We start from the raw sequence: 26,494 nt of genomic DNA on the forward strand, positions 1-26,494 counted from the left end.
ACGAGGGGCGCACCCGGCAAGCAACCGGGGGCGCCCCTCGCTCGTTTCTACGCTCGCTTCTCCGCTCGTTGCTCCGCTCGGCTCTCCGCTCAGCCCGCCAGGCAGGACGGCCCGAGCAGCACCTTCAGGTCTCCGAACAGGGCCGGATCGGGCTTCACCCGGTGCCGGTCCAGGCGCAGCACCGTCGTCTTCGTCGGCCCCTGAAGCTTGATCCGCACCTCGCTGTCGCCCCGGTGGTGCGTGAGGATCTCGCCGAGGCGGCTGACCATCGGCGGCGTGACACGGGTCGCCGGGATGGTGAGGACCACGGGCGCGTTGGCCCCCGCGTTGGACAGGTCGGGGATCATCAGCTCCATCGCGACCAGCCTCGGCACGTCCTCGCGCTTGTCGAGGCGCCCCTTGACGAACACCACGGCGTCCTCGACGAGTTGCGTGGACACCAACTGGTACGTCGCGGGGAAGAACATGCACTCCAGCGAGCCGGCGAGATCCTCGACGGTGGCGATGGCCCAGGCGTTGCCCTGCTTGGTCATCTTGCGCTGGAGGCCCGAGATGATGCCGCCGATGGTGACGACCGCGCCGTCGCCGAAGTCACCGCCGGTGAGCTGCTGGATGCCCGCGTCGGCCTTGTCGGACAGCACGTGCTCCAGGCCGAAGAGCGGGTGGTCGGAGACGTAGAGCCCGAGCATCTCCCGCTCCTGGGCGAGCAGATAGGTCTTGTCCCACTCGTCCTCGCCGAAGACGACGTCGAGTCCGAAGCCGGGCTCCTCGCTCTGCTCCTCGCCCATGCCGCCGAAGAGGTCGAACTGGCCCTCGGCCTCCTTGCGCTTGACCGCGACCACATTGTCGATCATCGGTTCGTACTGCGCGGTCAGGCCCTTGCGGGTGTGCCTCATCTCGTCGAAGGCGCCGGCCTTGATCAGCGACTCCGTCGTCCGCTTGTTGCAGACGACGGCCTCCACCTTGTCCAGGTAGTCGGGGAAGGAGGCGTACTTCCCCTTGGCCTTGCGGCTTCTGATGATCGACTCGACGACGTTGGTGCCGACGTTGCGCACGGCGGACAGGCCGAAGAGGATCACGTCGTCGCCCTGCGCGGCGAAGTTCGACATGGACTCGTTGACGTTGGGCGGCAGCACCTTGATGCCCATGCGCCGGCACTCGTTCAGATAGACGGCCGACTTGTCCTTGTCGTCCTTGACCGAGGTGAGCAGGGCCGCCATGTACTCGGCCGGGTAGTTCGCCTTCAGGTAGCCGGTCCAGTACGAGACCAGTCCGTACGCGGCGGAGTGCGCCTTGTTGAAGGCGTAGCCGGCGAAGGGGACCAGCACGTCCCACAGGCCCTGGATCGCCTCGTCGCTGTAGCCGTTCTTCCTGGCGCCCTCCTGGAACAGGACGAAGTTCTTCGCCAGTTCGTCGGGCTTCTTCTTGCCCATCACGCGGCGCAGGATGTCGGCCTCGCCGAGCGAGTAGCCCGCGATGATCTGGGCGGCCTTCTGCACCTGCTCCTGATAGACGATCAGGCCGTAGGTGACGGACAGGACCTCCTGGAGGGGCTCCTCCAGCTCCTTGTGGATCGGCGTGATCTCCTGGAGGCCGTTCTTGCGCAGCGCGTAGTTGGTGTGCGAGTCCATGCCCATGGGGCCGGGACGGTAGAGCGCGGAGACGGCGGAGATGTCCTCGAAGTTGTCGGGCTTCATCAGCCGCAGCAGGGAGCGCATCGGTCCGCCGTCGAACTGGAAGACGCCGAGCGTGTCGCCGCGCTGGAGCAGTTCGAAGGTCGTGGGGTCGTCCAGCGGCAGCGACAGCAGGTCGAGGTCGACGCCCTTGTTGGACTTCACCATCTTGACGGCGTCGTCCATGATCGTGAGGTTGCGCAGGCCGAGGAAGTCCATCTTCAGCAGGCCGAGCGACTCGCACTGCGGGTAGTCCCACTGCGTGATGGTCACGCCGTCCGTGTGCCGCACCCAGAGCGGGGCGTGGTCGACGATCGGCTCGCTGGACATGATGACGCCGGCGGCGTGCACGCCCATCTGCCGGACCAGGCCCTCGACGCCCTTGGCGGTGTCGATGACCTTCTTCACGTCCGGCTCGGCCTCGTACATCCCGCGGATCTCGCCGGCCTCGCTGTAGCGCGGGTGCGTCGGGTCGGTGATGCCGTTGAGGTCGATGCCCTTGCCGAGGACGTCGGCGGGCATGGCCTTGGTGAGCCGGTCGCCCATCGCGTACGGGTAGCCGAGGACGCGCGCGGAATCCTTGATGGCGTTCTTCGCCTTGATCTTGCCGTACGTCCCGATCATGGCGACCTTGTCGGCGCCGTACTTCTCGGTCACGTACCTGATCACCTCGACGCGCCTGCGCTCGTCGAAGTCGATGTCGACGTCGGGCATGGAGAGACGCTCGGGGTTCAGGAACCGCTCGAAGATCAGGCCGTGCGGGATGGGGTCGAGGTCGGTGATGCCCATCGCGTACGCCACGATCGAACCGGCCGCGGAGCCTCGGCCGGGGCCGACCGCGATGCCCTGGTTCTTGGCCCACATGATGAAGTCGGCGACCACGAGGAAGTAGCCGGGGAACCCCATCTGGATGATGACGTCCATCTCGTACTCGGCCTGCTTCTGGCGGTCCTCGGGGACCTGGCCCGAGAAGCGGCGCTCCATGCCGCGGCGGACCTCCTCCTGGAACCAGGTGACCTCGGTGAAGCCGTCGGGGATGTCGAACTTCGGCATGAGGTCGCGCTTCTCGAACATGCCGGTGGTGTCGATCATCTCGGCGATCAGGCGCGTGTTGGCGCAGCCCTCCTGCCAGGCGTCGGAGGAGTCGACGGCGTACATCTCGTCCGTCGACTTCAGGTAGTAGCCGGTGCCGTTGAACCGGAAGCGGTCCGGGTCGGAGAGGTTCTTGCCGGTCTGGATGCACAGCAGGGCGTCGTGGGCGGTCGCCTCGTGCGCGTACGTGTAGTGCGAGTCGTTCGTCACCAGGGGCGGGATGCCGAGCTTCTTGCCGATCCGCAGCAGGTCCTCGCGGACCCGGTGCTCGATGTCGATGCCGTGGTCCATCAGCTCCAGGAAGTAACGGTCCTTGCCGAAGATGTCCTGGTAGTCGGCGGCCGCCTTCAGCGCCTCGTCGAAGTGGCCGAGGCGCAGCCGGGTCTGCACCTCGCCCGAGGGGCAGCCGGTGGAGGCGACGATGCCCTCGGACCACTGACTGATGGTCTCCTTGTCCATCCGGGGCCACTTCTGCAGCCAGCCCTCGGCGTAGGCGTCGGAGGAGAGGCGGAAGAGGTTGTGCAGGCCGGTGCTGTTGGTCGCCCACATGGTCTTGTGGGTGTAACCGCCCGAACCGGAGACGTCGTCCCGCTTCTGGTGCGGCTGGCCCCACTGGATCTTGCGCTTGTTGCGCCGCGACTCGGGGGCGACATACGCCTCGATCCCGATGATCGGGGTGACCCCGGCCGACTTCGCGGAGTGGAAGAAGTCGTACGCCCCGTGCAGGTTTCCGTGGTCGGACATGGCGATGTGCGACATGCCCATCTCGTTGCAGGCGTTGAACATGTCCTTGAGCCGCGCGGCACCGTCCAGCAGCGAGTACTGGGTGTGGACGTGCAGGTGCGTGAACGGCGATTTGGACACGTTCGGCCTCCTCAGAGAACAATGAGTGACTGGCTGCGGTCAGTCCGGGGGGTCAGCGTCGAAGTCTATGCCTCGCCACTGACACTCCGAGGCTCACCACGCGTACCTTCTGGGGCGGGCACTCCCGCACCCCTTCGAACGTTGGCCCGAGTGGAGATCCGCTCCACTCGTCAGGCACCACCCGCACCAGGAGGCACCAGGCATGTCGGTCCCGCAGCTCAACGAGGAGCACCGCGGCGAGGAGATCCTCGCCGTCTTCGACACCGCCTTCGGCCGGCTGCTGGCCGCGGATCCCGCGGCGTTCCGCGTGAAGTTCCGGAAGATGGCGGCCTCGGCCTTCGCGTTCTACCGCGGTACCGCCGGCCTCTTTTACCGTGATTTGACCGAGGACCCGGCGTTCGGTGATCAGCACGGCGGCGCCTACCTGGACGAGCGGACCTCCCGGGTGTGGATCCACGGCGACCTGCACGCCGAGAACTTCGGCACCTACATGGACTCCACGGGCCGGCTGATCTTCAACGTCAACGACTTCGACGAGGCCTACGTCGGCCCCTTCACCTGGGACCTCAAGCGCTTCGCCGCCTCCGTCGCGCTGATCGGGTACGCGAAGGCGTTCAGCGACGAGCAGATCAGCGAGCTGGTGCGGGTGTACGCGGGCGCGTACCGCGAGCGGATCCACGCCCTGTCCACCGGCGCCAAGAGCGACGAGGTGCCGCCCTTCACGCTGGACACCGCGGAGGGGCCGCTGCTGGGCGCGCTGCGTGTCGCCCGCTCCCTGACCCGCTTCGGGCTGCTGGACTCGATGACCGAGATCCGTGACTTCGAGCGCCGTTTCGCTCCCGGCGGCGGCTCCATCGAGCTGGACGCCGCCACCCGCTACAAGGTGCTGGCGGCCTTCGACGGCTATCTGGAGACGCTCCCGGAGTCCTCCCTGGCCCGTCCGGACTCCTACCGCGTGAAGGACGTCGTCGGCCGCCGGGGCATCGGCATCGGGTCGGCCGGCCTGCCCTCGTACAACATCCTGCTGGAGGGCAACAGCGACGCCCTGGAGAACGACGTCGTGATCTACATCAAGCAGGCCCAGACCCCGGCCGTCTCCGAGCACATTACCGACCGGGCGATCCGGGACTACTTCCAGCACGAGGGCCACCGCACGGTGATCTCCCAGCGCGCCCTCCAGGCGCACGCCGACCCGTGGCTGGGCTGGACCGAGCTGGACGGCTCCGGTCAGCTCGTCGCCGAGGTCTCCCCGTACGCCGTCGACCTGGACTGGGGCGACATCGACGACCTGGACGAGATCGCCGAGGTCGTCGCCGACCTGGGCCGGGCCACCGCCACCATGCACGGGGCGGCCGACGACCAGTCCGGGGAGTCCCTGGTGCCGTTCTCCACCGAGCGGGCCATCGACGCGGCGATCGCCGCCGACGAGGAGGGGTTCGCTCCCCTGCTGATCGACTTCGCCCACCGCTACGGCGCACGCGCTCGCGCCGACCACCAGACCTTCGTCGACCTGTTCCGCAACGGCCGGATCCCGGGTCTGTGACCATTCCGGTTCGGTAACCGTCGGCCGTCTCACAGGAACCCTTTAGGGGTCCCTTACCGGGCCCCGTGACACACTCTTCTACTGCTATGGACATATCCGGAACCCCGCTCAGAGCCGTACGCGCGGCGCTGTTCACGGCGCTCGTCGTGACCCTCAGCACCGCGTCGCACGTGCTGCTGTCCGGGGTTCCGCTGCCGCTGAGCACGGTGGCCGCGGTCACCGCCGCCGTGTTCCTGATCGCGTACGCCCTGGCCGGGCGGCGCGAGCGCGGCTTCGGGCGGATCGCCGCCCTGCTGATCCCGCTGGAGCTGGCCGCCGACACGGTCTTCACCACCGGCCAGCACGTCTGCTACGGCCGGACGGGCGGCCCCGTCGCGGGACCGCTGCGCTCCGTCGGCTTCGACGTGCTGTGCGGCGACGGCACAGGTGTCGGGACCGGCGTCGCCGCCCCGCTGACGCGGGTGACGGGCGCCGACACCGACCGGATCGCGGCCCTGCTCGCCCACGCCGACCCCGCGACCGCCTGGCTGCTGCTCGGCGCCCACGTCGGTGTCGGCCTGCTCGCGGCGGCCTGGCTGCGGCGCGGCGAGCGCGCGCTGGCCCAGGCGCTGAGCGCGGTGGCCGCGACCACCTTCCGGCCGCTGCTGCTCGCCGTCGCGGCCGTGAGCGTGCGCCGGGCCCCGTCGGCGCACCGCCCGGCGCTCCCGGCCCGCCGCACCACCGGCGCCCGCGAGCGGATCCTCACGCACTCCCTGGGACGGCGCGGACCGCCCCTGTGCCCGGTCGCCTTCGTGTGACCCGACCGAGCACAGCAGTGGCCCTGTACGTACTTCCGCACACGTCCGTGTGCGCGTCCCCGGAGAGATCACCATCATGAGCAAGCGGAACAGTCAGTCGGCGAAGTCGGCGGCCCGTGAGCGCCTGCGCCAGGAGCGCGAGCGCCAGGCCAAGCGCGACAAGGTCAAGCGGCAGGTCATCGTGGCCGCCTCCATCGTCGGCGTGCTGGCGATAGCCGGCGGCATCAGCTACGCCGTCGTGCAGGGCAACAAGCCCAGCGGCTGGGAGAAGGCCGCCGAGGCGAAGGTGGTGGCCCCGGCCAACACCTCCGGCAAGGACGGCACCACGATCGTCATGGGCGAGTCCAAGTCCGACAACGTCATCCACCTCTACGAGGACCCGCGCTGCCCGGGCTGCGCCGCCATGGAGCAGAGCATCGGCGAGACCGTCAACAAGGGCATGGAGGACGGCGACTACAAGCTCTCCTTCACCGTCGGCACCTTCCTCGACGGCAACCTGGGCGGCGAGGGCTCGAAGAACGCGCTCAGCGCCCTCGGCGCCGCGCTGAACGTCGGCCCCGAGGCGTTCATCGACTACAAGACCGCGCTGTACTCCACCAAGTACCACCCGGAGGAGTCGACCGACGAGTTCGCCAAGGACGACTACCTGATCAAGGTGGCGGACACGGTGGACGCCCTGAAGGACAACAAGAAGTTCCAGAACGCCGTGGAGAAGGGCACCTACGACGCCTGGGCGATGCGGATGAGCAAGTCCTTCGACGAGTCCGACGGTGTGCAGTCGACCCCGACGATCAAGATCAACGACAAGGTGATCGAGACTCCGAGCACGACCGAGGCCTGGCAGAAGGCCCTCAAGGACGCCGGCGTCACCAAGTGACCCGGTGATCCCCGGCTGACGAGCGGGCGAACTTTCGCGAGTTCGCCCGCTCGCGCGGGTACCGATCAGTAACGTGATCGGCCGTGACCAGTCGACACAGATCGTCCGAGACCACCGTCCCGTCGTCCGCGTCGTCCGCCGCGCGCGCGACCACTCGAACTCCCAGCCGAACTCCCAGCCGCCGTACGGTCGTCAAGGCCGCGGCGGCCGGCGCCGCCCTGGCCGCCCCGCTCGCCGCGGCCCTGCCCGCCGGCGCGGCCGGCGCGGCCCCCGCCTTCCTGCACGGCGTCGCCTCCGGCGATCCGCTGCCCGACGGCGTCCTGCTGTGGACCCGGGTGACACCGACGCCCGAGGCCATACCCGGCTCCGGAGCCGGCCCGGACACCGAGGTGAGCTGGGTCGTCGCCACGGACAAGGCCCTCACGGACATCGTCGCCAAGGGGTCCGTCACCGCGACGGCAGCCTCCGACCACACCGTGAAGGCGGACATCCGGGGCCTGCTGCCCGCCACGGACTACTGGTTCCGTTTCTCCGCCGGTCCCACCGCCTCCCCCGTCGCCCGCACCCGCACCGCCCCCGCGCACGACGCGGCCGTCACCGGCCTGCGCTTCGGCGTGGTCTCCTGCGCCAGCTGGGAGGCCGGGTACTTCTCCCCGTACCGCCATCTCGCGGCCCGCGGCGACCTGGACGCCTGGCTGCACCTGGGCGACTACATCTACGAGTACGGCACCGGCGAGTACGGCACCCGCGACACCGTCGTACGCCCGCACGCGCCCGCCCACGAGATCCTCACGCTCGCCGACTACCGGATCCGGCACGGCCGTTACAAGACCGACCCCGACCTCCAGGCGCTGCACGCCACGGCGCCGGTCGTGGCGATCTGGGACGACCACGAGATCGCCAACGACACCTGGTCCGGGGGTGCCGAGAACCACACCGAGGGCGCCGAGGGGACCTGGGCGGCACGACAGACGGCCGCCAAGCGGGCCTACTTCGAGTGGATGCCGGTCCGCCCCGCGATCGCCGGCACCACCTACCGGCGGCTGCGGTTCGGCAAGCTCGTCGACCTCTCGCTCCTGGACCTGCGGTCCTTCCGTTCGCAGCAGGTGGCGCTCGGCAGCGGCGAGGTCGACGACCCCGGGCGCACCCTCACCGGCCGCGCCCAGCTCGACTGGCTCAAGGCGGGCCTCAAGGCCTCCGACGCCACCTGGCGGCTGGTCGGCAACCCGGTGATGATCTCGCCGTTCGCGATCGGCGCGCTCCCCGCCTCGCTGCTCGGGCCGCTCGCCGAGCTGCTCGGGCTGCCGAAGGAGGGCCTCGCCCTCAACACCGACCAGTGGGACGGGTACACCGACGACCGCCGCGAGCTGCTGGCCCACCTGCGCGCGAACGCCGTCCGCAACACCGTGTTCCTGACCGGCGACATCCACATGGCGTGGGCCAACGACGTGCCGTACAACGCCAGCACGTACCCGCTGTCCGCCTCGGCGGCCACGGAGTTCGTCGTCACCTCGGTGACCTCGGACAATCTCGACGACATCGTGAAGGTCCCCGAGGGCACCGTCTCGGCGATCGCCGCGCCGGTGATCCGGGCCGCGAACCGGCACGTCCACTGGGTCGACACCGACCGGCACGGCTACGGCGTGCTGGACATCACGGCGGACCGGGCGCAGATGGACTACTACGTCGTCTCCGACCGGACCGACGCGGACGCCACGTCCGCCTGGGCCCGCTCCTACCGCACGCGCAGCGGGACCCAGCGGGTCGAGCGCGTCTACGCGCCGGTCTGATCCCCGGTCACGTCCGCCTCTTCCAGCTCTTCCGCCTCTTCCAGCTCTTCCGGCTCTTCCGGCTCTTCCAGCTCTTCCAGCGAGTCGAGGAAGCCGAGCGCCACCCGCCAGGTGGCCTCGGCCGCCTCCGCGTCGTAGTCCGGCAGCTCGGGGTCGGTGTAGAGGTGGCCGGCGCCGGCGTATCTGTGCACCTCGACGTCGGCGCCGATCCGGCCCATCTGGAGATACCAGGCGCTGAGCCAGTCGTCCGTCTCGAAGGGGTCCGGCTCGGCCACGTGCAACTGGACCGGCAGCTCGTCGACCGAGGCGTTGGGCGCGAGGTCCGAGGTGCCGTGCAGGAGCAGCAGTCCGCGCGCCCGGTGATCGCCCAGGGCGAGGGTCTGGGCGATGGAGGCGCCGAGCGAGAACCCGGCGTACACCAGTCCCCGCTCGGAATAGGGCGCGGCGGCCAGCACGGCCCGCTTCAGCAGCTCCTCCCGGCCGATCCCGTCCTGATGGGCCATGCCCTCCTCGACCGAGTCGAAGGTACGGCCCTCGAAGAGGTCCGGGGTCCACACCTGGTGCCCGGCGTCGCGCAGCCGGTCGGCGGCCTGCCGCACCGCGGGCCTCGGGCCGAGGGTCGAGTGAAAGAGCACGATGTTCATGAGGCCATGGTGCCAGCCGGGTGTGACAACGCGGTGCCGGGCGATGCCGGGCGGCAACCGGGACAGGACATAAGTCACAGGTTCACCGCTTGGCGATGGCGGAGGTTACGTTCGAGGGCATGGAGACGATACTCCGCCCGCTGATCGTGGTCGGCGGCTCAGTCCTGCTGACCCTGGTCATCGGCTGGGCCACCGACCTGTTGCTGCGCAAGGCCGACGGACGACACCCCGAGACACCTCTGTGGGACCTGCTGCGCCAGGCCCGCGTCCCCTACCAGATCGTGCTCTGCGCGGGGCTGCTGAGAGGGTCGTACGTCGAGGCCGAGGTGTTCCCGGAGCACCAGACGGGGGTCGGCCGGACACTGACGCTGGCGCTGATCGGATCGGTCGCCTGGCTGGTGATCCGGATCGCCGCGGCGGTCGTCGAGACGTCCTACGCCCGTTACGCGCACGCCCACGCCGAGCGGGCCCCGGCGCGGGTGCGGCGCGTGCGGACCCAGGTGTCGCTGATCATGAGGGTGGTCTCGGCGGTCGTCGGCGTGATCGCCGTGGCGTCGATGCTCCTGACGTTCCCGGCGATGCGCGCGGCGGGCGCCTCGCTGCTGGCCTCGGCCGGCATCATCGGCATCGTCGCCGGTGTGGCCGCCCAGTCCACGCTGGGCAACCTGTTCGCCGGGTTCCAGATCGCCTTCGGCGACATGGTGCGCATGGGCGACACGGTCGTGGTGGACGAGGAGTGGGGCACCGTCGAGGAGATCACGCTGACGTATCTGACCGTGCGCACCTGGGACGAGCGCCGGATCACGATGCCGGTGTCGTACTTCACCTCGAAGCCGTTCGAGAACTGGTCGCGCGGCAGCCCGCAGATGACCGGCACCGTCTACTGGCACCTCGACCACACGGCGCCGCTGGAGCCGATGCGCGAGCGGCTGCGCGACATCCTGCGCGAGTGCCCGGCCTGGGACGGGCGCAGCTACAACCTGACCGTCACGGACACCACCCCGACCACCATGGAGGTACGGGCCCTGGTGACGGCGAAGGACGCGGACGACATCTGGACGGTACGGGTCACCGTCCGCGAGGAGATGATCCGCTGGCTGGCCGACGAGCACCCGTACGCGCTGCCGCGGGTCAACACGGCGGACGCGGCCCTGCGCCCGCCCCGCGACGGTGTCCCCCACGCCCGCCGCTCCCCCGACGGCGAACCCCGCCGCTTCCCCGGACGGCCGACGAAGAGTCTGTGAACCCCGGCCCGCACGATCGTCTGCCCGCGCTCATCTCAGGCTGCGTACGTCCAGGTGGCGCAGGACCCGGTCCACGATCTCCGGGTCGGCGCCGGCCTCGCTGCGGGCGGCCAGGATCTCGTGGCGGGCGGCGCTCAGCATCTCGCCCTGGATGCGCCGGACCCGTTTGATCCGCAACGCCCGCTGCTCCATCGCCTCGCGCCGCTCCTCGTCGCCGATGTCCGGGCTGATCCGCGCCCCGATGTCGACGGCCCGCCGCACCAACTGCTCGGAAAGCTCCTCCGGCAGCTCCTCGGCCGACTCGATCTCCTTGAGCCGCTGCTTCGCCGCCTTGGCCGCCCTTACGGCAAGCTGCTTCTCGTAGTCCTTCTCCCGCTCGGTGTCCGCCCGCACGCCGAGCCGGCCCACCAGCCAGGGCAGCGTCAGACCCTGGAGCAGCAACGTGACCATGATCACGCCGAACGCGATGAAGACGAGCTCGTCGCGGTGCGGGAAGGCGGATCCGTCGTCCGTCTCCAGCGGGATGGCGAGCGCCAGCGCGACCGAGGCGACACCCCGCATCCCGGCCCACCACATGACGACGGTCTCCCGCATGGACATGGGGATGTCCTCGTCGTGGTCGCGTCTGGCGTGCAGCCGCTTCGTCAGCCAGGTGGCCGGCAGCAGCCACAGCAGCCGCACCAGGATCACCACGCCCACGACCGCCGCGGACCAGCCGAGCAGTTCGGCCCAGCGTCCGGAGGCCGTGCGGATCGCGTTGTGCAGCTCCAGACCGACCAGGCCGAAGGCGACTCCGGTGACGAGGGTGTCGACGACGTCCCACACGGTGTGCCCGGCGAGCCGGGTCATCACGTCGTCGGCGTCGAAGGCGTACTCGGCGAGGAACATCGCGGTGGTGAGCACCGCGAGCACCCCCGAGCCGTGCAGTTCCTCGGCCAGGACGTACGACCCGTACGGCACCAGCAGGGTCAGGCCGATCTGCAGGGTGGCGTCCCCCAGCAGGCCAAGGAGCTTGTTGGTGGCCCAGCCCAGCGCGAGGCCGACCGCGACGGCGACGACGGCGGACAGCACGAGGTCCAGCCCGGCCTGCCACGGCGAGAACGTGCCGCCGACGGCCGCGGCGATGGCCACGTGGTACAGGACGATGGCCGTGACGTCGTTGAAGAGCCCCTCGCCCTCCAGGATGGACACCAGGCGGCGCGGCAGCCCCAGTTGCCCGGCCACGGCGGTCGCCGCGACCGGGTCGGGCGGCGCGACCAGCGCGCCCAGCGCGAAGGCGGCGGCGATCGGCAGTCCCGGCACGATCGCACTGGCCACCGCGGCCACGCTGGCCATGGTGACGAAGACCAGCGCGACCGCCAGCAGGAAGATCGGGCGTTTGTTGGCCGCGAACTGCCGCCAGGACGTGCGCCGCACGGCCGCGTACAGCAGCGGCGGCAGCAGCGCGGGCAGGATGAGTTCGGGTGGGATGTCGACGTTGGGGACGAACTCGAGCAGCGCCAGCACGATTCCGAGCAGCGTCATCAGCACCGGGGCCGGCAGCCCGAGCCGGGCCCCGACGGGGACGCTCAGCAGGGCCCCGAACAGCAGCATGAACAACAGGGCCAACTGATCCACGGTCACCGCTCCAGTGGGGTCTAGGCGTTCACACGGCTGCCCTCAAGCGTGCCACGCCACCGGGCCCCACCAGCCCGTTCGGCACCTGCGGCTACAGGGCGCGCCGCATCGCGCGGTGGGGGATCCCGGCGTCCGGGAACTCGGGTCCGTACGCCTCGTACCCCAGTCGCTCGTAGAAACCCAGGGCATGGGTCTGCGCGTGCAGGTCCACCGCGGTGAGTCCACGCGCGCGTGCCGCGTCCTCGACGGCCCGCACCAGCGCGGCGCCGACACCCAGCCCGCGGGCCGCCGCGGTCACCGCGAGCCGGCCCAGGGAGCCGACGGCCGGGTCGCCGTCGCCGTTCTTCGCCGCGGCGGCCTCGCCGTGCAGGAGCCGGCCGGTGCCGAGCGGCACGCCGTCCTCCCGGACCGCGAGGACGTGCACGGCGGCGGCGTCGTAGGCGTCGTACTCGATGTCCTCGGGGACCTTCTGCTCCGCGACGAAGACGTCCTTGCGCACCGTGAAGCAGGCCTCCCGGTCGGCGGGGTCCTCGGCGACACGGACGCGGTAGGCCGGGGCGGAGCGTGCGGCGGACCGCGGGGCGCTCATCCGTAGGTCTCCTCGCGGACCAGGTCGAGGGCCTGCTGGAGGTCCTCCGGGTAGTCGCTGGCGAACTCGGCCCACTGGCCGTCGCCGGGGTGCTCGAAGCCGAGCCGGACGGCGTGCAGCCACTGGCGGGTCAGGCGCAGCCGCTTGGCGAGGGTGGGGTCGGCGCCGTAGGTGAGGTCGCCGACGCAGGGGTGGCGGTGGGCGGCCATGTGGACGCGGATCTGGTGGGTGCGGCCGGTCTCCAGCTTCACGTCCAGCAGGGAGGCGGCGCGGAAGGCCTCGATCAGGTCGTAGTGCGTCACGGAGGGCTTGCCCTCGGCGGTGACGGCCCACTTGTAGTCGTGCTGGGGGTGGCGGCCGATGGGGGCGTCGATGGTGCCGCTGGTCGGGTCGGGGTGGCCCTGCACGAGCGTGTGGTAGCGCTTGTCGACCGTGCGCTCCTTGAACTGGCGCTTGAGCGAGGTGTACGCGCGCTCCGACTTGGCCACCACCATCAGGCCGGAGGTGCCGACGTCGAGGCGGTGCACGATGCCCTGCCGCTCGGCGGCGCCGGACGTGGAGACCCGGTACCCGGCGGCGGCCAGGCCGCCGATGACGGTCGGACCGGTCCAGCCCGGGGACGGGTGGGCGGCGACACCGACCGGCTTGGCGATCACGACCACGTCCTCGTCGTCGTGCACGATCTCCATGCCCTCGACGGGTTCGGCGACCACCCGCACGGGCGCCGGGGCCTGCGGCATCTCGACCTCGAGCCAGGCGCCGCCGTGCACCCGTTCGGACTTTGCGACCACCGATCCGTCGACCTGGACCTTGCCCGCCGCGGCGAGTTCCGCGGCCTTGGTACGGGAGAAGCCGAACATGCGGGAGATGGCGGCGTCGACGCGCTCGCCCTCCAGGCCGTCGGGCACGGGCAGGGTGCGGATCTCGGGAAGCGTGCTCACCCGTCGAGTATGCCGGACGGACCGGACACTCCCGAACGCGCGCCCGGTCCCTGTGGACAACCGGCTCCGGCGGAGGTCAGTCCTTGTGGACGGTGCCGTCCGGGTCGAGGCCCCGGAAGGAGAGGATCACGATCAGGATGCCGCCGCAGACGATCGCCGAGTCTGCGAGGTTGAAGACGGCGAAGTGCTTGGGCGCGATGAAGTCCACGACCGCGCCCTCGAAGACGCCGGGCGAGCGGAAGATCCGGTCGGTGAGGTTGCCCAGGGCACCGCCGAGCAGCAGGCCGAGCGCGATCGCCCACGGCACGCTGCGGAGCTTGCGCGCGAGGCGGGCGATCACGACGATCACGGCCGCCGCGATCACCGTGAAGATGATCGTGAAGGCCTCGCCGAAGCCGAAGGCCGCGCCCGCGTTGCGGATCGCGGCAAACCTCAGCCAGTCCCCGATGATCTCGATCGGCTCGTGGTGCTCCAGCTTCGCGACCACGATCATCTTGCTGACCAGGTCGAGCAGGTAGGCGGACACGGCGACGGCGAACAGCACGGCGACCCGCCGTTTGCCCCGGGGGCGCTCCGGAGCCTGTTCCTGCTCCCGCTCGGCGTCGGGCCGCTCCTGCCCGTCCCCCGCCGCGTCGGGGGTGTCCGGAGTGTCCGGGGTGTCCGGAGTACCGATGATGCGCTCCGCCTCTGCCACGTGAGTCCCTCAGCCTAGGTCCTTGACTGAGGACGAGGGTACGTCACACCTTCCGCTCCGGCTGCTGGTCACTACCGGCGCTCCTGCTTCTGCTTGCACTCCACGCACAGGGTGGCCCTCGGGAAGGCCTGCATGCGCGCCTTGCCGATGGGGTTGCCGCAGTTCTCGCACAGTCCGTAGGTGCCGGCGTCCAGGCGTTCCAGGGCGCGCTCGGTCTGGGTGAGCACCTCGCGCGCGGTGGCGGCCAGCGCCAGTTCGTGCTCGCGCGTGATGTTCTTGCTGCCGGTGTCCGCCTCGTCGTCGCCCGCACCGTCCCCGGAGTCCCGCATCATGCCCTGCAGCGACCGCTCGGAGGAGTCGATCTCGGTGCGCAGCCGCAGGGCCTCGGACTGCAGCCCCGCGCGCGCCTCCTCGACCTCTTGCGGGGTCCAGGGTTCCTCGCCGGGACGTACCGCGAGGTCGCCGGGGTCGGCGGCGGCGCCGCGGGCCTTGGGAACAGCGGTCTTGGCCGCCGTGGCCGTGCCAGGAGTCTTCTTCGCAACCACCGTCGTGGCTCCCGTCTGCTCCGCGGCCTCGGCCGCGCCCACTTTCTTGGCAGTGCTCTTCTTCGCCGTGCTCTTCTTCGCCGCGGTCTTCTTGGCCGCCGCCTTCTTCGCCGCGGTCTTCTTCGCCGGGCTCTTCTCGGCCGCCGCCTTCTTCGCCGGGGCCTGCTTCGCGGTGCTCTTCTTGGCGGTGCTCTTCTTCGCCGCGGTCGGCTTCTTGGTGGCCGCCGCCTTCCCGGCGGCCGCCTTCCCGGCCGTCGTCCTCTTGGCAGCGGTCTCCTCCGCAGCCGCCTGCGACTGCTCTTCGGCGGTCTTCTTCGCCACCATGGCCGCGGCCCCTTCACATATTGTGATCTTGCGCGCGAATCGTGCTGGGACGATAAATCGACTCCGGCCCCGCGGCAACGGGGCACGCCGCCCGATTCGCCCGCCCACCGTGCGCCACGCGGCGAGCATGAATGCGTTGTGCCCAGCTCCCCGCCCGGTAATCCGCCGGGACGGCTCCCGGCCGGGACCGTCCGGGACCGTCCGGGAGGCCGGATGCCACGCGGCGGCATTCGGGTCACACAGGGCCATACGGAGGCCGTACGCCGCCCCGCCCCCGGCCGCCGCTTCCCCCGGCGCGAAAACCGGTCGGCCGCTGTCCGTGCGGCGCCGTACACTGGGCGGAGCGAAAAGCGTGGATGGGGACGAGTAGCGACGTCAGCAGCCCAGAGCGACCCGGGGACGGTGTGAGCCCGGGGGCGAGCGCGACGTGAAGATCACCCCGGAGCCGCCGGAAGAAAGCCCTGGCAGGACAGCCGGGGCTAGTAGAACCGGCTCGCGACCCCAATGAGGGGGCTCACCGGAGCACACGACGCACCGGCCGGGCCAAGGAGGGTGGTACCGCGGGAGCACGGCTCTCGTCCCTCTGACGGAAGGCAGCACGTCCGCCGGAGGAAGCTCGTTGAATACGCAGCCGCAGTACCGCCAGGTGCCCGCCCAGGTCGACCTGCCCGCGCTCGAACACGCGGTGCTCGACTTCTGGCGTGAGCAGAAGATCTTCGCCAAGAGCCTGGAGCAGTCCGAGGGCCGCCCCGAGTGGGTGTTCTACGAGGGCCCGCCCACCGCCAACGGCATGCCCGGCGCCCACCACATCGAGGCGCGCGTCTTCAAGGACGTCTTCCCCCGCTTCCGCACCATGCGCGGCTACCACGTGGGCCGCAAGGCCGGCTGGGACTGCCACGGGCTCCCGGTCGAGCTGGCGGTGGAGAAGGAGCTGGGCTTCACCGGCAAGCAGGACATCGAGGCGTACGGCATCGCCGAGTTCAACGCGAAGTGCCGCGAGTCGGTGACCCGGCACACCGACGCCTTCGAAGAGCTCACGACCCGCATGGGCTACTGGGCCGACCTCCAGGACCCGTACCGCACGATGGACCCCGAGTACATCGAGTCCGTCTGGTGGTCGCTGAAGGAGATCTTCAACAAGGGCCTGCTGGTCCAGGACCACCGCGTCGCCCCCTGGTGCCCCCGCTGCGGCACCGGCCTGTCCGACCACGAGCTGGCCCAGGGTTATGAGACGGTCGTCGACCCGTCCGTCTACGTCCGCTTCCCGCTCACCTCGGGACCGCTGGCCGGCGAGGCCGCCCTGGTCGTCTGGACGACGACCCCGTGGACCCTGGTCTCCAACACCGCGGTCGCCGCGCACCCCGACGTCACCTACGTCGTCGCGACCGACGGTGCCGAGAAGCTCGTCGTCGCCGAGCCCCTGGTCGCCAAGTCGCTCGGCGAGGGCTGGGAGACCACCGGGCAGTCCTTCACGGGCGCCGAGATGGAGCGCTGGACGTACCAGCGCCCGTTCGAGCTGGTCGAGTTTCCCGAGCCGGCCCACTACGTGGTGAACGCCGACTACGTCACCACCGAGGACGGCACCGGTCTGGTCCACCAGTCCCCCGCCTTCGGTGAGGACGACCTCAAGGTCTGCCGCGCCTACGGCCTGCCGGTGGTCAACCCGGTCCGCCCGGACGGCACCTTCGAGGAGGACGTCCCGCTGGTCGGCGGCGTCTTCTTCAAGAAGGCCGACGAGCGGCTCACCGAGGACCTGGACGAGCGGGGCCTGCTCCTCAAGCACATCCCCTACGAGCACAGCTACCCGCACTGCTGGCGCTGCCACACCGCGCTGCTGTACTACGCGCAGCCGTCCTGGTACATCCGCACCACGGCCGTCAAGGACCGTCTCCTCGAGGAGAACGAGAAGACCAACTGGTACCCCGACTCGGTCAAGCACGGCCGGTACGGCGACTGGCTGGACAACAACATCGACTGGGCGCTCTCCCGCAACCGCTACTGGGGCACCCCGCTGCCCATCTGGCGCTGCGAGGAGAACCACCTCACGGTGGCAGGCTCCCGCGCCGAACTGACCGGGCTGACCGGCACCGACCAGTCCGCCCTCGACCCGCACCGCCCGTACATCGACGAGGTCACCTTCGCCTGCCCGCAGGACGGGTGCGGCAAGACCGCCTCGCGCGTCCCGGAGGTCATCGACGCCTGGTACGACTCGGGTTCGATGCCGTTCGCGCAGTGGGGCTACCCGCACAAGAACAAGGAACTCTTCGAGTCCCGCTACCCGGCGCAGTTCATCTGCGAGGCCATCGACCAGACCCGCGGCTGGTTCTACACGCTGATGGCGGTCGGCACCCTGGTCTTCGACAAGTCGTCGTACGAGAACGTCGTCTGCCTCGGCCACATCCTCGCCGAGGACGGCCGCAAGATGTCCAAGCACCTGGGCAACACCCTGGACCCGGTCCCGCTGATGGACCGCCACGGCGCGGACGCCGTCCGCTGGTTCATGGCGGCCGGCGGCTCCCCTTGGGCGGCCCGCCGCGTCGGCCACGGCACCATCCAGGAAGTCGTCCGCAAGACGCTCCTCACCTACTGGAACACGGTCGCCTTCCAGGCCCTGTACGCCCGCACCTCGGGCTGGGCCCCCAGCGAGGCCGACCCGGCGCCCGCGGACCGCCCGGTTCTGGACCGCTGGCTGCTGTCCGAGCTGCACGCGCTCACCGACCAGGTCACGCGGGCGCTGGACGCCTACGACACCCAGCGCGCCGGCAAGCTGCTGTCCGCGTTCGTCGACGACCTGTCCAACTGGTACGTGCGCCGCTCCCGTCGCCGCTTCTGGCAGGGCGACAAGGCGGCGCTGCGCACGCTGCACGAGGTCGTCGAGACGGTCACCAAGCTGATGGCGCCGCTGACCCCGTTCATCACCGAGCGGGTCTGGCAGGACCTGGTGGTGCCGGTCTCCCCGGGCGCCCCGGAGTCGGTGCACCTGTCCTCGTGGCCCGAGGCCGACCTGTCGTCGATCGACCCGGAGCTGTCCAGGCAGATGGTCCTGGTCCGTCGCCTGGTCGAGCTGGGCCGCGCCACGCGCGCCGAGTCGGGTGTCAAGACCCGGCAGCCGCTCAGCCGGGCGCTGATCGCGGTGGCGGGCTTCGACGTGCTCTCCCCCGAGCTGCACACACAGATCACGGACGAGCTGAACGTCGAGTCCCTCGCGTCGCTGAGCGAGGTCGGCGGCTCGCTGGTCGACACGACCGCGAAGGCCAACTTCCGGGCGCTGGGCAAGCGGTTCGGCAAGCGCGTCCAGGACGTGGCGAAGGCCGTCGCCGGCGCGGACGCCGCCGCCCTGTCCCTCGCCCTGCGCGAGGGCTCGGCCTCGGTGGAGGTCGACGGCGAGACGATCGCCCTCGCCCCCGACGAGGTGATCATCACGGAGACGCCGCGCGAGGGCTGGTCGGTCGCCTCCGACTCGGGTGCGACGGTGGCACTGGACCTGGAGATCACGGAGGAGCTGCGCCGGGCGGGTCTCGCCCGGGACGCGATCCGCCTGATCCAGGAGGCCCGCAAGAACAGCGGCCTCGACGTCGCCGACCGGATCTCGCTGCGCTGGACGGCCACGGACCCGGTCACGATCGCGGCCCTGGCCGACCACACCGGTCTGATCGCCGACGAGGTCCTCGCGACGGACTTCGCGCAGGGCGAGGCGGACGACACGTACGGCGCCCCGTTCTCGGACGAGGGCCTGTCCTTGGTGTTCCGCCTGCGCAAGCAGTAGCCGCACCAGCAGCACCTGGGCCCGGCGCTCCTCATGCGAGAGGTGCCGGGCCCAGTGCTGTCCGTCGCAGCGCGACGAGGGGTGGGGGTGCTCACCGGCTACGGAGGAGTGCAAAGGGCGGGCCCCGGGTCAGAAACCCGGGGCCCGCCCTGAACGCTGCCGGCGGCTACGCCGTACTACCGGTCGTCGGTGCGAACCGGCTCAGTTGTCGTCCTCGTCGATCAGGAACCCGCGCATCGGCGAGGGCGCCTGCCCCATCGGCGACGGACCCTGCGGTCGCACCGGCGCCATCGGCTGGGTCATCGCGGGCGACATCTGCTGCTGACCGCCGTAGGACGGACCCGACTGGCCCGGCCCACCGCCCATCGACTGGTTGCCGCCGTACGACGGGGCGCTCGCGCCGGCCGGAGCCATCGAGGGCGCCGGGGACGGCGGCAGGGAGGCCGTCGCGGGCGTACGCGGCGGGGCCAGCGAGTCGTCCGCCTGGGTCTCCAACTGACGCAACTGGGACTCCAGGTACGACTTGAGCCGCGTCCGGTACTCGCGCTCGAAGCCGCGCAGGTCCTCGACCTTGCGCTCCAGCGTGGCGCGGGCCGACTCGAGCGAGCCCATCGCTACGCGGTGCTTCTCCTGCGCGTCCCGCTCCAGGGCGTCCGCCTTGGCACGGGCGTCCCGCTCGAGACCCTCGGCACGCGAACGCGCCTCGCCGACGATCTTGTTGGCCTCGGAACGGGCCTCGGCGATCGCCTGGTCGGCGGTCTGCTGCGCCAGCGAGAGGACCCGGGCGGCGCTGTCGCCACCGGGGCCGCCCTGACCGGGCATGCCGGGACCGCCGGGGCCACCGGGACCCTGCGGGCCGCCCATGGGGCCGCCCATCGGACCGGGACCCATCTGGCCCTGCATCGGACCCGGGCCCTGGCCCATCGGCCCCGGACCCTGACCCATCGGGCCGGGACCCTGCGGGCCACCCTGACCGCCGGGGCCGGCGGGCAGTTGCGGGGCGCCGCTCGGCAACTGGGGCGGACCACCCATGGGGCCACCCATCTGCTGCTGCGGCGGGCCCGATATGCCGGCGGGCACCGGAGCGCCGGGACCTCGCATGCCCTGCTGCGGCATACCGCCCTGCTGCGGGTGTCCCTGCTGGTGCGGGGGCTGGCCCTGCTGGTGGGGCGGCTGTCCCTGCTGGTGCGGGGGCTGGCCCTGCTGGTGCGGGGGCTGCTGATCCTGCGGCGGTTCCGGAGGCTTGCGCATGTTCTGTTGGTTCTGCGCGGCCGCACGCGTCGCCGCGGCCAGCTTGGCGCGCAGGTCCTCGTTCTCGCGGAGCAGGCGGGTCAGTTCGGCTTCGACCTCGTCGAGGAAGGCATCGACCTCGTCCTCGTCATAGCCTTCTCGGAGGCGGACAGTCGTGAACTGCTTGTTCCGCACGTCCTCGGGGGTCAACGGCATCTCTTCACCTCAACGTTGTCGTCGGCATTCGGCAAGCCCGTATCTCTCTCATCGTTCACAGCCGGCTCACGATGCGGATCAGGATGTAGACGATGATCATCAGCACGAAGAAGGACAGGTCGAGCGCCACGCCCCCGAGACGCAGCGGCGGAATGAACCGCCGCAGAAGCTTCAACGGTGGATCGGTGACAGTGTAGGTGGCCTCGAGAACGACCACCATCGCCTTGCCGGGTTGCCACGAGCGGGCGAACTGGAAGACGTAGTCCATGACCAACCGGAAGATGAGCACGATGAGAAAGCACATCAGCGCGATGTAGACGACATCCAGGACCACGCTCATGACCTGTGCTTCCCTCTCCCCTGAACCATCTCTCGGACCCTTCCTCGGGCCCGCGTTCTTGCTCTGTACCGGTGGTGCGTCTCAGCTCTGGTTGAAGAATCCGCCCTCTGCGATACGGGCCTTGTCCTCCGCCGTGACATCGACGTTAGCAGGAGACAGCAGGAACACCTTCTGCGTCACCCGCTCGATACTGCCGTGAAGACCAAACACCAAACCGGCCGCAAAGTCGACAAGTCGCTTCGCATCTGTGTCATCCATCTCAGTGAGATTCATGATCACCGGCGTGCCCTCACGGAAGTGTTCCCCGATGGTACGGGCCTCGTTGTAGGTCCGGGGGTGAAGTGTGGTGATCCGGTAGGGCTCTCGTTCGGACACGACCTTGGGCATGATGACCGGTGCGCTCTTTTCCATGCTTGCGCGTTCTTGTGTGATGGACGCCACGGGCGCGATACGCGCCGGACGGCCCGATTCCGCCGCGAGCGAAGCGGAACGGGGCACCGGCTCGCGCTGCGCGGGCGGTTGTACGACTCGTACCTCTTCGTCCCTTTGGGGCTGATGCGAACCATGTGACTGGTGCGCGGGTTCATGCCGTCGGTGGTCCCGCTCGGGCTCCGGGTCCAGTTCGGGTTCGAAGTCGTCGTCGGGGTCGAACCCCCGGCCGTCGTACCCATCGTCCTCCACGAGGCCGAGGTAGACCGCCATCTTGCGCATCGCGCCGGCCATGCTCTGAGTCCTCCGCTCTGTGGTGGATCGGCTGACGACTGCCAAGTGCCTGCGATCCACGAGGTCGTTGCGTCCGCCTTTCAGCGGTAATGACCATATTTTCTGCTGTGGTCCGACTTCTTGGCGACGTTACCCGAGCCCGGGTCGGACTCCGAGTACCGCAGTGCCGACGCGTACATGTGTCGCTCCGGCGGCCACGGCCTGTTCGAGGTCCGCACTCATCCCTGCGGAAACCATGTTCGCAGCCGGATGGGTTCGGCGCACCTGGGTCGCCACATCCATGAGGTGCTCGAACGCCGCCTGTTGGCGTCCGGCGTACTCGCCGGTGAGCGGTGCCACGGTCATCAGACCGTCGAACCGCAGGCCGTCCGATCCGGCGACGAGATCGGCCAACTCTTCGATTCCGGCGGGCGAGACCCCACCGCGCTCCCCTCGCGCGCCCTCCCCCGCGTCCAGCGCGACCTGGAGGAGACAGCCCACCTCGCGGCCGGCCCGCACCGCCTCTCTCGACAGTGCCGTGACGAGCCTGGCCCGGTCCACGGACTGGACGACATCGGCGTAACCGATCACGGAGCGCACCTTGTTGGTCTGCAACTGTCCGACGAAATGCCACGAAAGCGGCAGATCCGAGCATGCGGCGGCCTTGGGGGCCGCGTCCTGGTCGCGGTTCTCCGCGACGTGGCGCACCCCCAGTTCCGAGAGAATGCGCACATCGTCCGCCGGGTAGGTCTTGGTGACCACGATGAGGGTCACCTCCTCCCGGGGGCGGCCCGCGGCCGCGCACGCGGCGGTGATGCGCTCCTCCACTTTCGCCAGGTTCTCGGCGAGTTCGTGCTTACGGTCCGTCATGCCCCATCAGTCCAGCCACACATAGCCCGCGAGCCGCCCGGTGGTGCGGTCGCGTCGGTAGGAGAAGTGGTCCTTCGACTCCCGGGTGCACACCGGCGACTGCGCCCGGTCGCGCACCCCGAGGCGTTCGAGCTGCGCGTGCACGCCGGCGCTCACGTCGAGGGCCGGTGTGCCCCAGGCGGTGTCGGCGTGGGCGGCCGGCTCGACGGCGGCCACCTCGGCGCGCATCTCCTCGGGCACCTCGTAGCACCAGCCGCACACGGCGGGTCCGGTGCGGGCGACGATCCGGGCGGGGTCCGCGCCGAGTTCGGTCATGGCCCGTACGGCGGCGGGGACGACCCCGGCGACCAGTCCCGGCCGGCCCGCGTGGGCCGCGGCGGCGACTGAGGCGACGGGGTCGGCCAGCAGTACGGGCACGCAGTCGGCGGTGAGGACGGCGAGGGCGAGACCGCGTTCGGCGGTGACGACCGCGTCGGCCCGCGGGACCGGGCCCTCCCCCCAGGGCGCGTCGACCACGGCGACGTCGGCGCCGTGCACCTGGTTCATCCAGACCACCCGGGCCGGGTCGAAGCCCAGCGACTTCGCCGCCAGCTCCCGGTTGGCCATGACGGCGCCGGGGTCGTCGCCGACCGCGCCGCCGAGATTGAGCTGCTCGTACGGAACGGCGCTCACTCCGCCCCACCGGTCGGTGAAGCCGAAGTGCGCGCCGTTCACGGTGTCGCGCTGTCCTATCACTTCAGGAAGTCCGGCACGTCCAGTTCCTCGGCGGCGCTGTCCGAGTAGGTCCGCGACGGCGGGACCGGCGGCGCGGAGACCGGCGGCAGGTCGCTGACCGGCTCCGGCGCGGGCGCCTGCTCCGGCTCCTCCTTCGGCTTGACGCTGCCGAGCGAGCCGAAGGACGGGCGGCTCTCGGACTGCCGCGCCGGGGTGGGCTCCTCGCGCTTGGCCGAGGAGGACCCGAGGACGTTGTCCCGCTTGGACGGCGGCTGGCCCCCGTCGAAGCCGGCCGCGATCACGGTGACCCGCACCTCGTCGCCGAGCGCGTCGTCGATGACCGCGCCGAAGATGATGTTGGCCTCGGGGTGGGCGGCCTCGCTGACGAGCTGGGCGGCCTCGTTGATCTCGAACAGGCCGAGGTCGGAGCCGCCGGAGATGGAGAGCAGGACGCCCCGGGCGCCGTCGATGGACGCCTCCAGGAGCGGCGAGGAGATCGCCATCTCGGCCGCGGCCACCGCGCGGTCGTCGCCGCGGGCCGAGCCGATGCCCATGAGGGCCGAACCGGCCTCGGACATGACCGACTTGACGTCGGCGAAGTCCAGGTTGATCAGGCCGGGTGTGGTGATGAGGTCGGTGATGCCCTGCACACCGGACAGCAGCACCTGGTCGGCGGACTTGAACGCGTCCAGCACGCTGACCTGGCGGTCCGAGATGGACAGGAGCCGGTCGTTGGGGATGACGATGAGGGTGTCGACCTCTTCGCGGAGTTCGGCGATGCCGTCCTCGGCCTGGTTGGCCCGGCGCCGTCCCTCGAAGGTGAACGGGCGGGTGACCACGCCGATGGTGAGGGCGCCGAGCGAGCGGGCGATGTTCGCCACCACCGGCGCGCCGCCGGTGCCGGTGCCGCCGCCTTCACCGGCCGTCACGAAGACCATGTCGGCCCCCTTGAGGACCTCCTCGATCTCCTCGCGGTGGTCCTCGGCGGCCTTGCGGCCGACGGCCGGGTTGGCTCCGGCGCCGAGTCCGCGGGTGAGTTCGCGGCCGACGTCGAGCTTGACGTCGGCGTCGCTCATCAACAGCGCCTGTGCGTCGGTGTTGATGGCGATGAACTCGACGCCCTTGAGACCGACCTCGATCATCCGGTTGATGGCATTGACACCACCGCCGCCGACACCGATGACTTTGATGACTGCGAGGTAGTTCTGCGGTGCTGCCACGTCGAAGGCCTCTCGCCTCGAGTTACGTGTCGCCGACCGCCGAAGCACTGATGCCCCCGCGACCCGACGACTGATGCCGATTGGGACGGTCCGTAGCGCCGACCCGAACCCTAACGCTGAAGTTTAGGGTTACCAGTGTGTCTGTTCCTTGGACTCTTCTGAACAGGACACTAAGTCGACAAGTGGCGCACGTTCAACGAACACGCCGAACCTCCCGTTTTTCTTTTCACCCTATGTGATCAGCCGTAGCGCTGCCCAACCAGGGTGCTGGCCTGCGCGTATACCCGTCAACTCCCGGATGACGCCGGGGCGGTGGGAACGCTCACGTCGAAGTGCCGCGCATCCGGTGTCGCTTTCATCAGCGCGGTGAGTGCACGGGCTTTCTGCACACCCTGCTCACCGCTCCCCCACGACACGGTCCTCTCGCCGCTCAACTCCAGCGAGATGTCGTCGTAGGAACGGACCTTGACGAGCCGTGCGTCCCGGGCGACCGCGTCCGGGAGCCGTCCCGCCACCCGCACCGCCTCCCGCACCAGGCGGTCCTCGTCGAAGCGGCGCAGGCTCGCCGCCGCGGAGCCGGAACGGGCGGGCTCCAATTTCAGCTCCGGCACGCCTTTCGGAGCGCGGGAAACCGTGGCGAAACGGACGCCTTCATCGTCCACTTCCACGAAGTTTCCGCCCTTTTGGACAATCAGGACCGGAGTACGCTCGGTCACTTTCAGTCCGATTCCGTGCGGCCAGGAACGCTCCACGCCGACCTCGTCAATGCGGGGCAATTTCCGGCGCAGTCGCGCCTCGACCGCCTCGGTGTCGACGGAAATCAGCGGGTCCCCGACGGGGATGTCGGCGGCCTCGCGCACCTGCGCGGGGGTCAGGACCCGGGTTCCCGAGACCGACACGCGCTCCAGGCGCGTCCAGTTCGAGCCGTAGAGCACCCAGAGGGTCCCGCCCGCGACGAGTACGAGCGCGACGGTAAGGATGATGATCGTACGAAGACGGGGCGGGCCGAACCGGCGCGCGCGGGGCGGGCCGGACGACTTCTGCTGGCGTGCACCGCGTTCGGCGGTGGTCGGTCCGGCCACGCTCCCTGCCTTCCGTCATACGTGACTAACGATGCGCACGGGCGGCGATCGCCTCGTACACCATGCCGACGAGCAGGTCGTCGGCGTCCCGGCGGCCGAACTCGGCGGCGGCGCGGGACATCTCGTACAGCCGGTGCGGGTCGGCCAGCACGGGCAGGACGTTGTGCTGCAGCCACTCGGGCGTCAGTTCCGCGTCGTCGACCAGCAGTCCGCCGCCGGCCTTGACCACCGGCTGGGCGTTGAGCCGCTGTTCGCCGTTGCCGATGGGCAGCGGGACGTAGGCGGCCGGCAGCCCGACGGCGGACAGTTCGGCGACGGTCATCGCGCCCGCACGGCAGAGCATCATGTCGGCGGCGGCGTACGCGAGGTCCATCCGGTCCAGATAACTTACCGGGATGTACGGGGGCATTCCCGGCATCTGGTGGACCTGCGGCAGTTCGTTCTTGGGCCCGACCGCGTGCAGGATCTGGATGCCGGCCTGCTGGAGCCAGGGAGCGACCTGCTGCACCACCTCGTTGAGCCGCCGGGCGCCCTGCGAACCGCCGGAGACCAGCAGCGTCGGCAGGTTGGGGTCGAGCCCGAACATCGCGCGGGCCTCGGGACGCGCGGCGGCGCGGTCGAGGGTGGAGACGGCGCGGCGCAGCGGGATGCCGATGTAGCGGGAGTTGCGCAGCTTGCTGTCGGGGGTGGAGACGGCGACCTGCGCGGCGTAGCGCGAGCCGATCTTGTTGGCCAGGCCGGGGCGGGCGTTGGCCTCGTGGACGACGATCGGCACACCGAGCCGCTTGGCCGCGAGGTAGGCGGGCAGCGCCACATAGCCGCCGAAGCCGGCCACGGCGTCCGCCTTGGTGCGCTCCAGGATCTGCTCGGCCGCCTTGATGGTGCCGCGCAGCCGGCCCGGGACGGTGATCAGCTCGGGGGTGGGCTTGCGCGGCAGCGGTACGGCCGGGATCAGCGCCAGTTCGTACCCGCGCTCGGGTACCAGGCGGGTCTCGAGGCCGCGTTCCGTGCCCAGGGCCGTGATACCCACGGTCGGATCCTGCCTGCGCAGGGCGTCCGCGAGGGCGAGCGCGGGCTCGATGTGGCCCGCGGTTCCTCCGCCGGCGAGTACGACATGCAC

At 70.3% G+C, this 26,494-nt stretch carries 21 protein-coding genes; 6 read left to right on the forward strand and 15 right to left on the reverse strand.

Annotated elements, in window-relative coordinates; translation table 11 throughout:
• Window positions 1-89 precede the first annotated feature (89 nt).
• A complete protein-coding gene (gene dnaE / locus KUM40_RS35825; protein WP_217170480.1) occupies window positions 90-3,629 on the reverse strand; it encodes a DNA polymerase III subunit alpha in 3,540 nt (1,179 codons plus the stop codon).
• A 202-nt stretch (window positions 3,630-3,831) separates the two neighbouring features.
• Here dnaE and KUM40_RS35830 point away from each other — a divergent pair, with 202 nt between their 5' ends.
• From KUM40_RS35830 to KUM40_RS35845, 4 genes are all read left to right on the forward strand, one after another.
• Window positions 3,832-5,172 (forward strand): DUF2252 domain-containing protein, encoded by a 1,341-nt coding sequence (locus tag KUM40_RS35830; protein ID WP_217170481.1) that lies wholly within the window; start codon window positions 3,832-3,834, stop codon window positions 5,170-5,172.
• Between the two features lie 86 nt (window positions 5,173-5,258).
• Window positions 5,259-5,969 (forward strand): hypothetical protein, encoded by a 711-nt coding sequence (locus tag KUM40_RS35835; RefSeq protein WP_217170482.1) that lies wholly within the window; start codon window positions 5,259-5,261, stop codon window positions 5,967-5,969.
• A 76-nt stretch (window positions 5,970-6,045) separates the two neighbouring features.
• Window positions 6,046-6,846, forward strand: coding sequence for a DsbA family protein (locus KUM40_RS35840; RefSeq protein WP_217170483.1), 801 nt, complete (start codon window positions 6,046-6,048; stop codon window positions 6,844-6,846).
• A gap of 83 nt (window positions 6,847-6,929) precedes the next feature.
• Window positions 6,930-8,636, forward strand: coding sequence for an alkaline phosphatase D family protein (locus tag KUM40_RS35845; RefSeq protein WP_217170484.1), 1,707 nt, complete (start codon window positions 6,930-6,932; stop codon window positions 8,634-8,636).
• Here KUM40_RS35845 and KUM40_RS35850 read toward each other — a convergent pair.
• On the reverse strand, window positions 8,621-9,358 hold the full coding sequence (locus KUM40_RS35850; RefSeq protein ID WP_374227452.1) for a dienelactone hydrolase family protein: 738 nt from the start codon (window positions 9,356-9,358) through the stop codon (window positions 8,621-8,623). The genes KUM40_RS35845 and KUM40_RS35850 overlap by 16 nt on opposite strands.
• A gap of 41 nt (window positions 9,359-9,399) precedes the next feature.
• Between KUM40_RS35850 and KUM40_RS35855 the strand changes: the two genes are divergently transcribed.
• Window positions 9,400-10,524: a mechanosensitive ion channel family protein gene (locus tag KUM40_RS35855; protein WP_217170485.1), complete on the forward strand. Its 1,125-nt coding sequence runs from the start codon at window positions 9,400-9,402 to the stop codon at window positions 10,522-10,524.
• Between the two features lie 30 nt (window positions 10,525-10,554).
• Here KUM40_RS35855 and KUM40_RS35860 read toward each other — a convergent pair whose 3' ends face one another.
• The 5 genes from KUM40_RS35860 to KUM40_RS35880 form a co-directional block, all read right to left on the reverse strand.
• Entirely contained in the window at window positions 10,555-12,141 is a 1,587-nt protein-coding gene (locus tag KUM40_RS35860; protein WP_217170486.1) for a Na+/H+ antiporter, read from the reverse strand.
• A gap of 91 nt (window positions 12,142-12,232) precedes the next feature.
• Window positions 12,233-12,730, reverse strand: a complete 498-nt coding sequence (locus tag KUM40_RS35865; RefSeq protein WP_217170487.1) for a GNAT family N-acetyltransferase — start codon at window positions 12,728-12,730, stop codon at window positions 12,233-12,235.
• Window positions 12,727-13,671, reverse strand: a complete 945-nt coding sequence (locus KUM40_RS35870; protein ID WP_217170488.1) for an RluA family pseudouridine synthase — start codon at window positions 13,669-13,671, stop codon at window positions 12,727-12,729. Before KUM40_RS35870 ends, KUM40_RS35865 begins: the two co-directional genes overlap by 4 nt.
• Before the next feature lie 76 nt (window positions 13,672-13,747).
• Window positions 13,748-14,365 carry a signal peptidase II gene (gene lspA, locus KUM40_RS35875; protein ID WP_217170489.1) on the reverse strand — a complete coding sequence of 206 codons (618 nt, stop codon included), beginning with the start codon at window positions 14,363-14,365 and terminating at the stop codon, window positions 13,748-13,750.
• Between the two features lie 71 nt (window positions 14,366-14,436).
• Window positions 14,437-15,234 (reverse strand): TraR/DksA family transcriptional regulator, encoded by a 798-nt coding sequence (locus tag KUM40_RS35880; protein ID WP_217170490.1) that lies wholly within the window; start codon window positions 15,232-15,234, stop codon window positions 14,437-14,439.
• A gap of 619 nt (window positions 15,235-15,853) precedes the next feature.
• Here KUM40_RS35880 and ileS point away from each other — a divergent pair.
• Window positions 15,854-19,000, forward strand: coding sequence for an isoleucine--tRNA ligase (gene ileS / locus KUM40_RS35885; protein ID WP_217170491.1), 3,147 nt, complete (start codon window positions 15,854-15,856; stop codon window positions 18,998-19,000).
• Window positions 19,001-19,201: 201 nt separating this feature from the next.
• Here ileS and divIVA read toward each other — a convergent pair whose 3' ends face one another.
• The 8 genes from divIVA to murG form a co-directional block, all read right to left on the reverse strand.
• Window positions 19,202-20,446: an apical growth/hyphal branching protein DivIVA gene (gene divIVA, locus KUM40_RS35890; protein WP_217170492.1), complete on the reverse strand. Its 1,245-nt coding sequence runs from the start codon at window positions 20,444-20,446 to the stop codon at window positions 19,202-19,204.
• A gap of 55 nt (window positions 20,447-20,501) precedes the next feature.
• The gene (locus KUM40_RS35895) at window positions 20,502-20,786 is read right to left on the reverse strand and encodes a YggT family protein (protein WP_217170493.1); all 285 of its coding nucleotides are present in this window, start codon (window positions 20,784-20,786) and stop codon (window positions 20,502-20,504) included.
• An 81-nt stretch (window positions 20,787-20,867) separates the two neighbouring features.
• Window positions 20,868-21,509 (reverse strand): cell division protein SepF, encoded by a 642-nt coding sequence (locus tag KUM40_RS35900; protein ID WP_217170494.1) that lies wholly within the window; start codon window positions 21,507-21,509, stop codon window positions 20,868-20,870.
• A 129-nt stretch (window positions 21,510-21,638) separates the two neighbouring features.
• Window positions 21,639-22,358 (reverse strand): YggS family pyridoxal phosphate-dependent enzyme, encoded by a 720-nt coding sequence (locus KUM40_RS35905; protein WP_217170495.1) that lies wholly within the window; start codon window positions 22,356-22,358, stop codon window positions 21,639-21,641.
• Between the two features lie 6 nt (window positions 22,359-22,364).
• Window positions 22,365-23,093 (reverse strand): peptidoglycan editing factor PgeF, encoded by a 729-nt coding sequence (gene pgeF, locus KUM40_RS35910; RefSeq protein ID WP_217170496.1) that lies wholly within the window; start codon window positions 23,091-23,093, stop codon window positions 22,365-22,367.
• Window positions 23,090-24,292 (reverse strand): cell division protein FtsZ, encoded by a 1,203-nt coding sequence (gene ftsZ / locus KUM40_RS35915; RefSeq protein ID WP_217170497.1) that lies wholly within the window; start codon window positions 24,290-24,292, stop codon window positions 23,090-23,092. The genes pgeF and ftsZ overlap by 4 nt, the downstream gene beginning before the upstream one ends.
• 287 nt (window positions 24,293-24,579) lie before the next feature.
• Window positions 24,580-25,374 (reverse strand): cell division protein FtsQ, encoded by a 795-nt coding sequence (gene ftsQ, locus KUM40_RS35920; protein ID WP_217170498.1) that lies wholly within the window; start codon window positions 25,372-25,374, stop codon window positions 24,580-24,582.
• 25 nt (window positions 25,375-25,399) lie between these two features.
• Window positions 25,400-26,494, reverse strand: a complete 1,095-nt coding sequence (gene murG, locus KUM40_RS35925; protein ID WP_217170499.1) for an undecaprenyldiphospho-muramoylpentapeptide beta-N-acetylglucosaminyltransferase — start codon at window positions 26,492-26,494, stop codon at window positions 25,400-25,402.

The sequence above is a fragment of the Streptomyces sp. AC512_CC834 genome (assembly GCF_019049325.1).
Classification (GTDB): Bacteria; Actinomycetota; Actinomycetes; order Streptomycetales; family Streptomycetaceae; genus Streptomyces.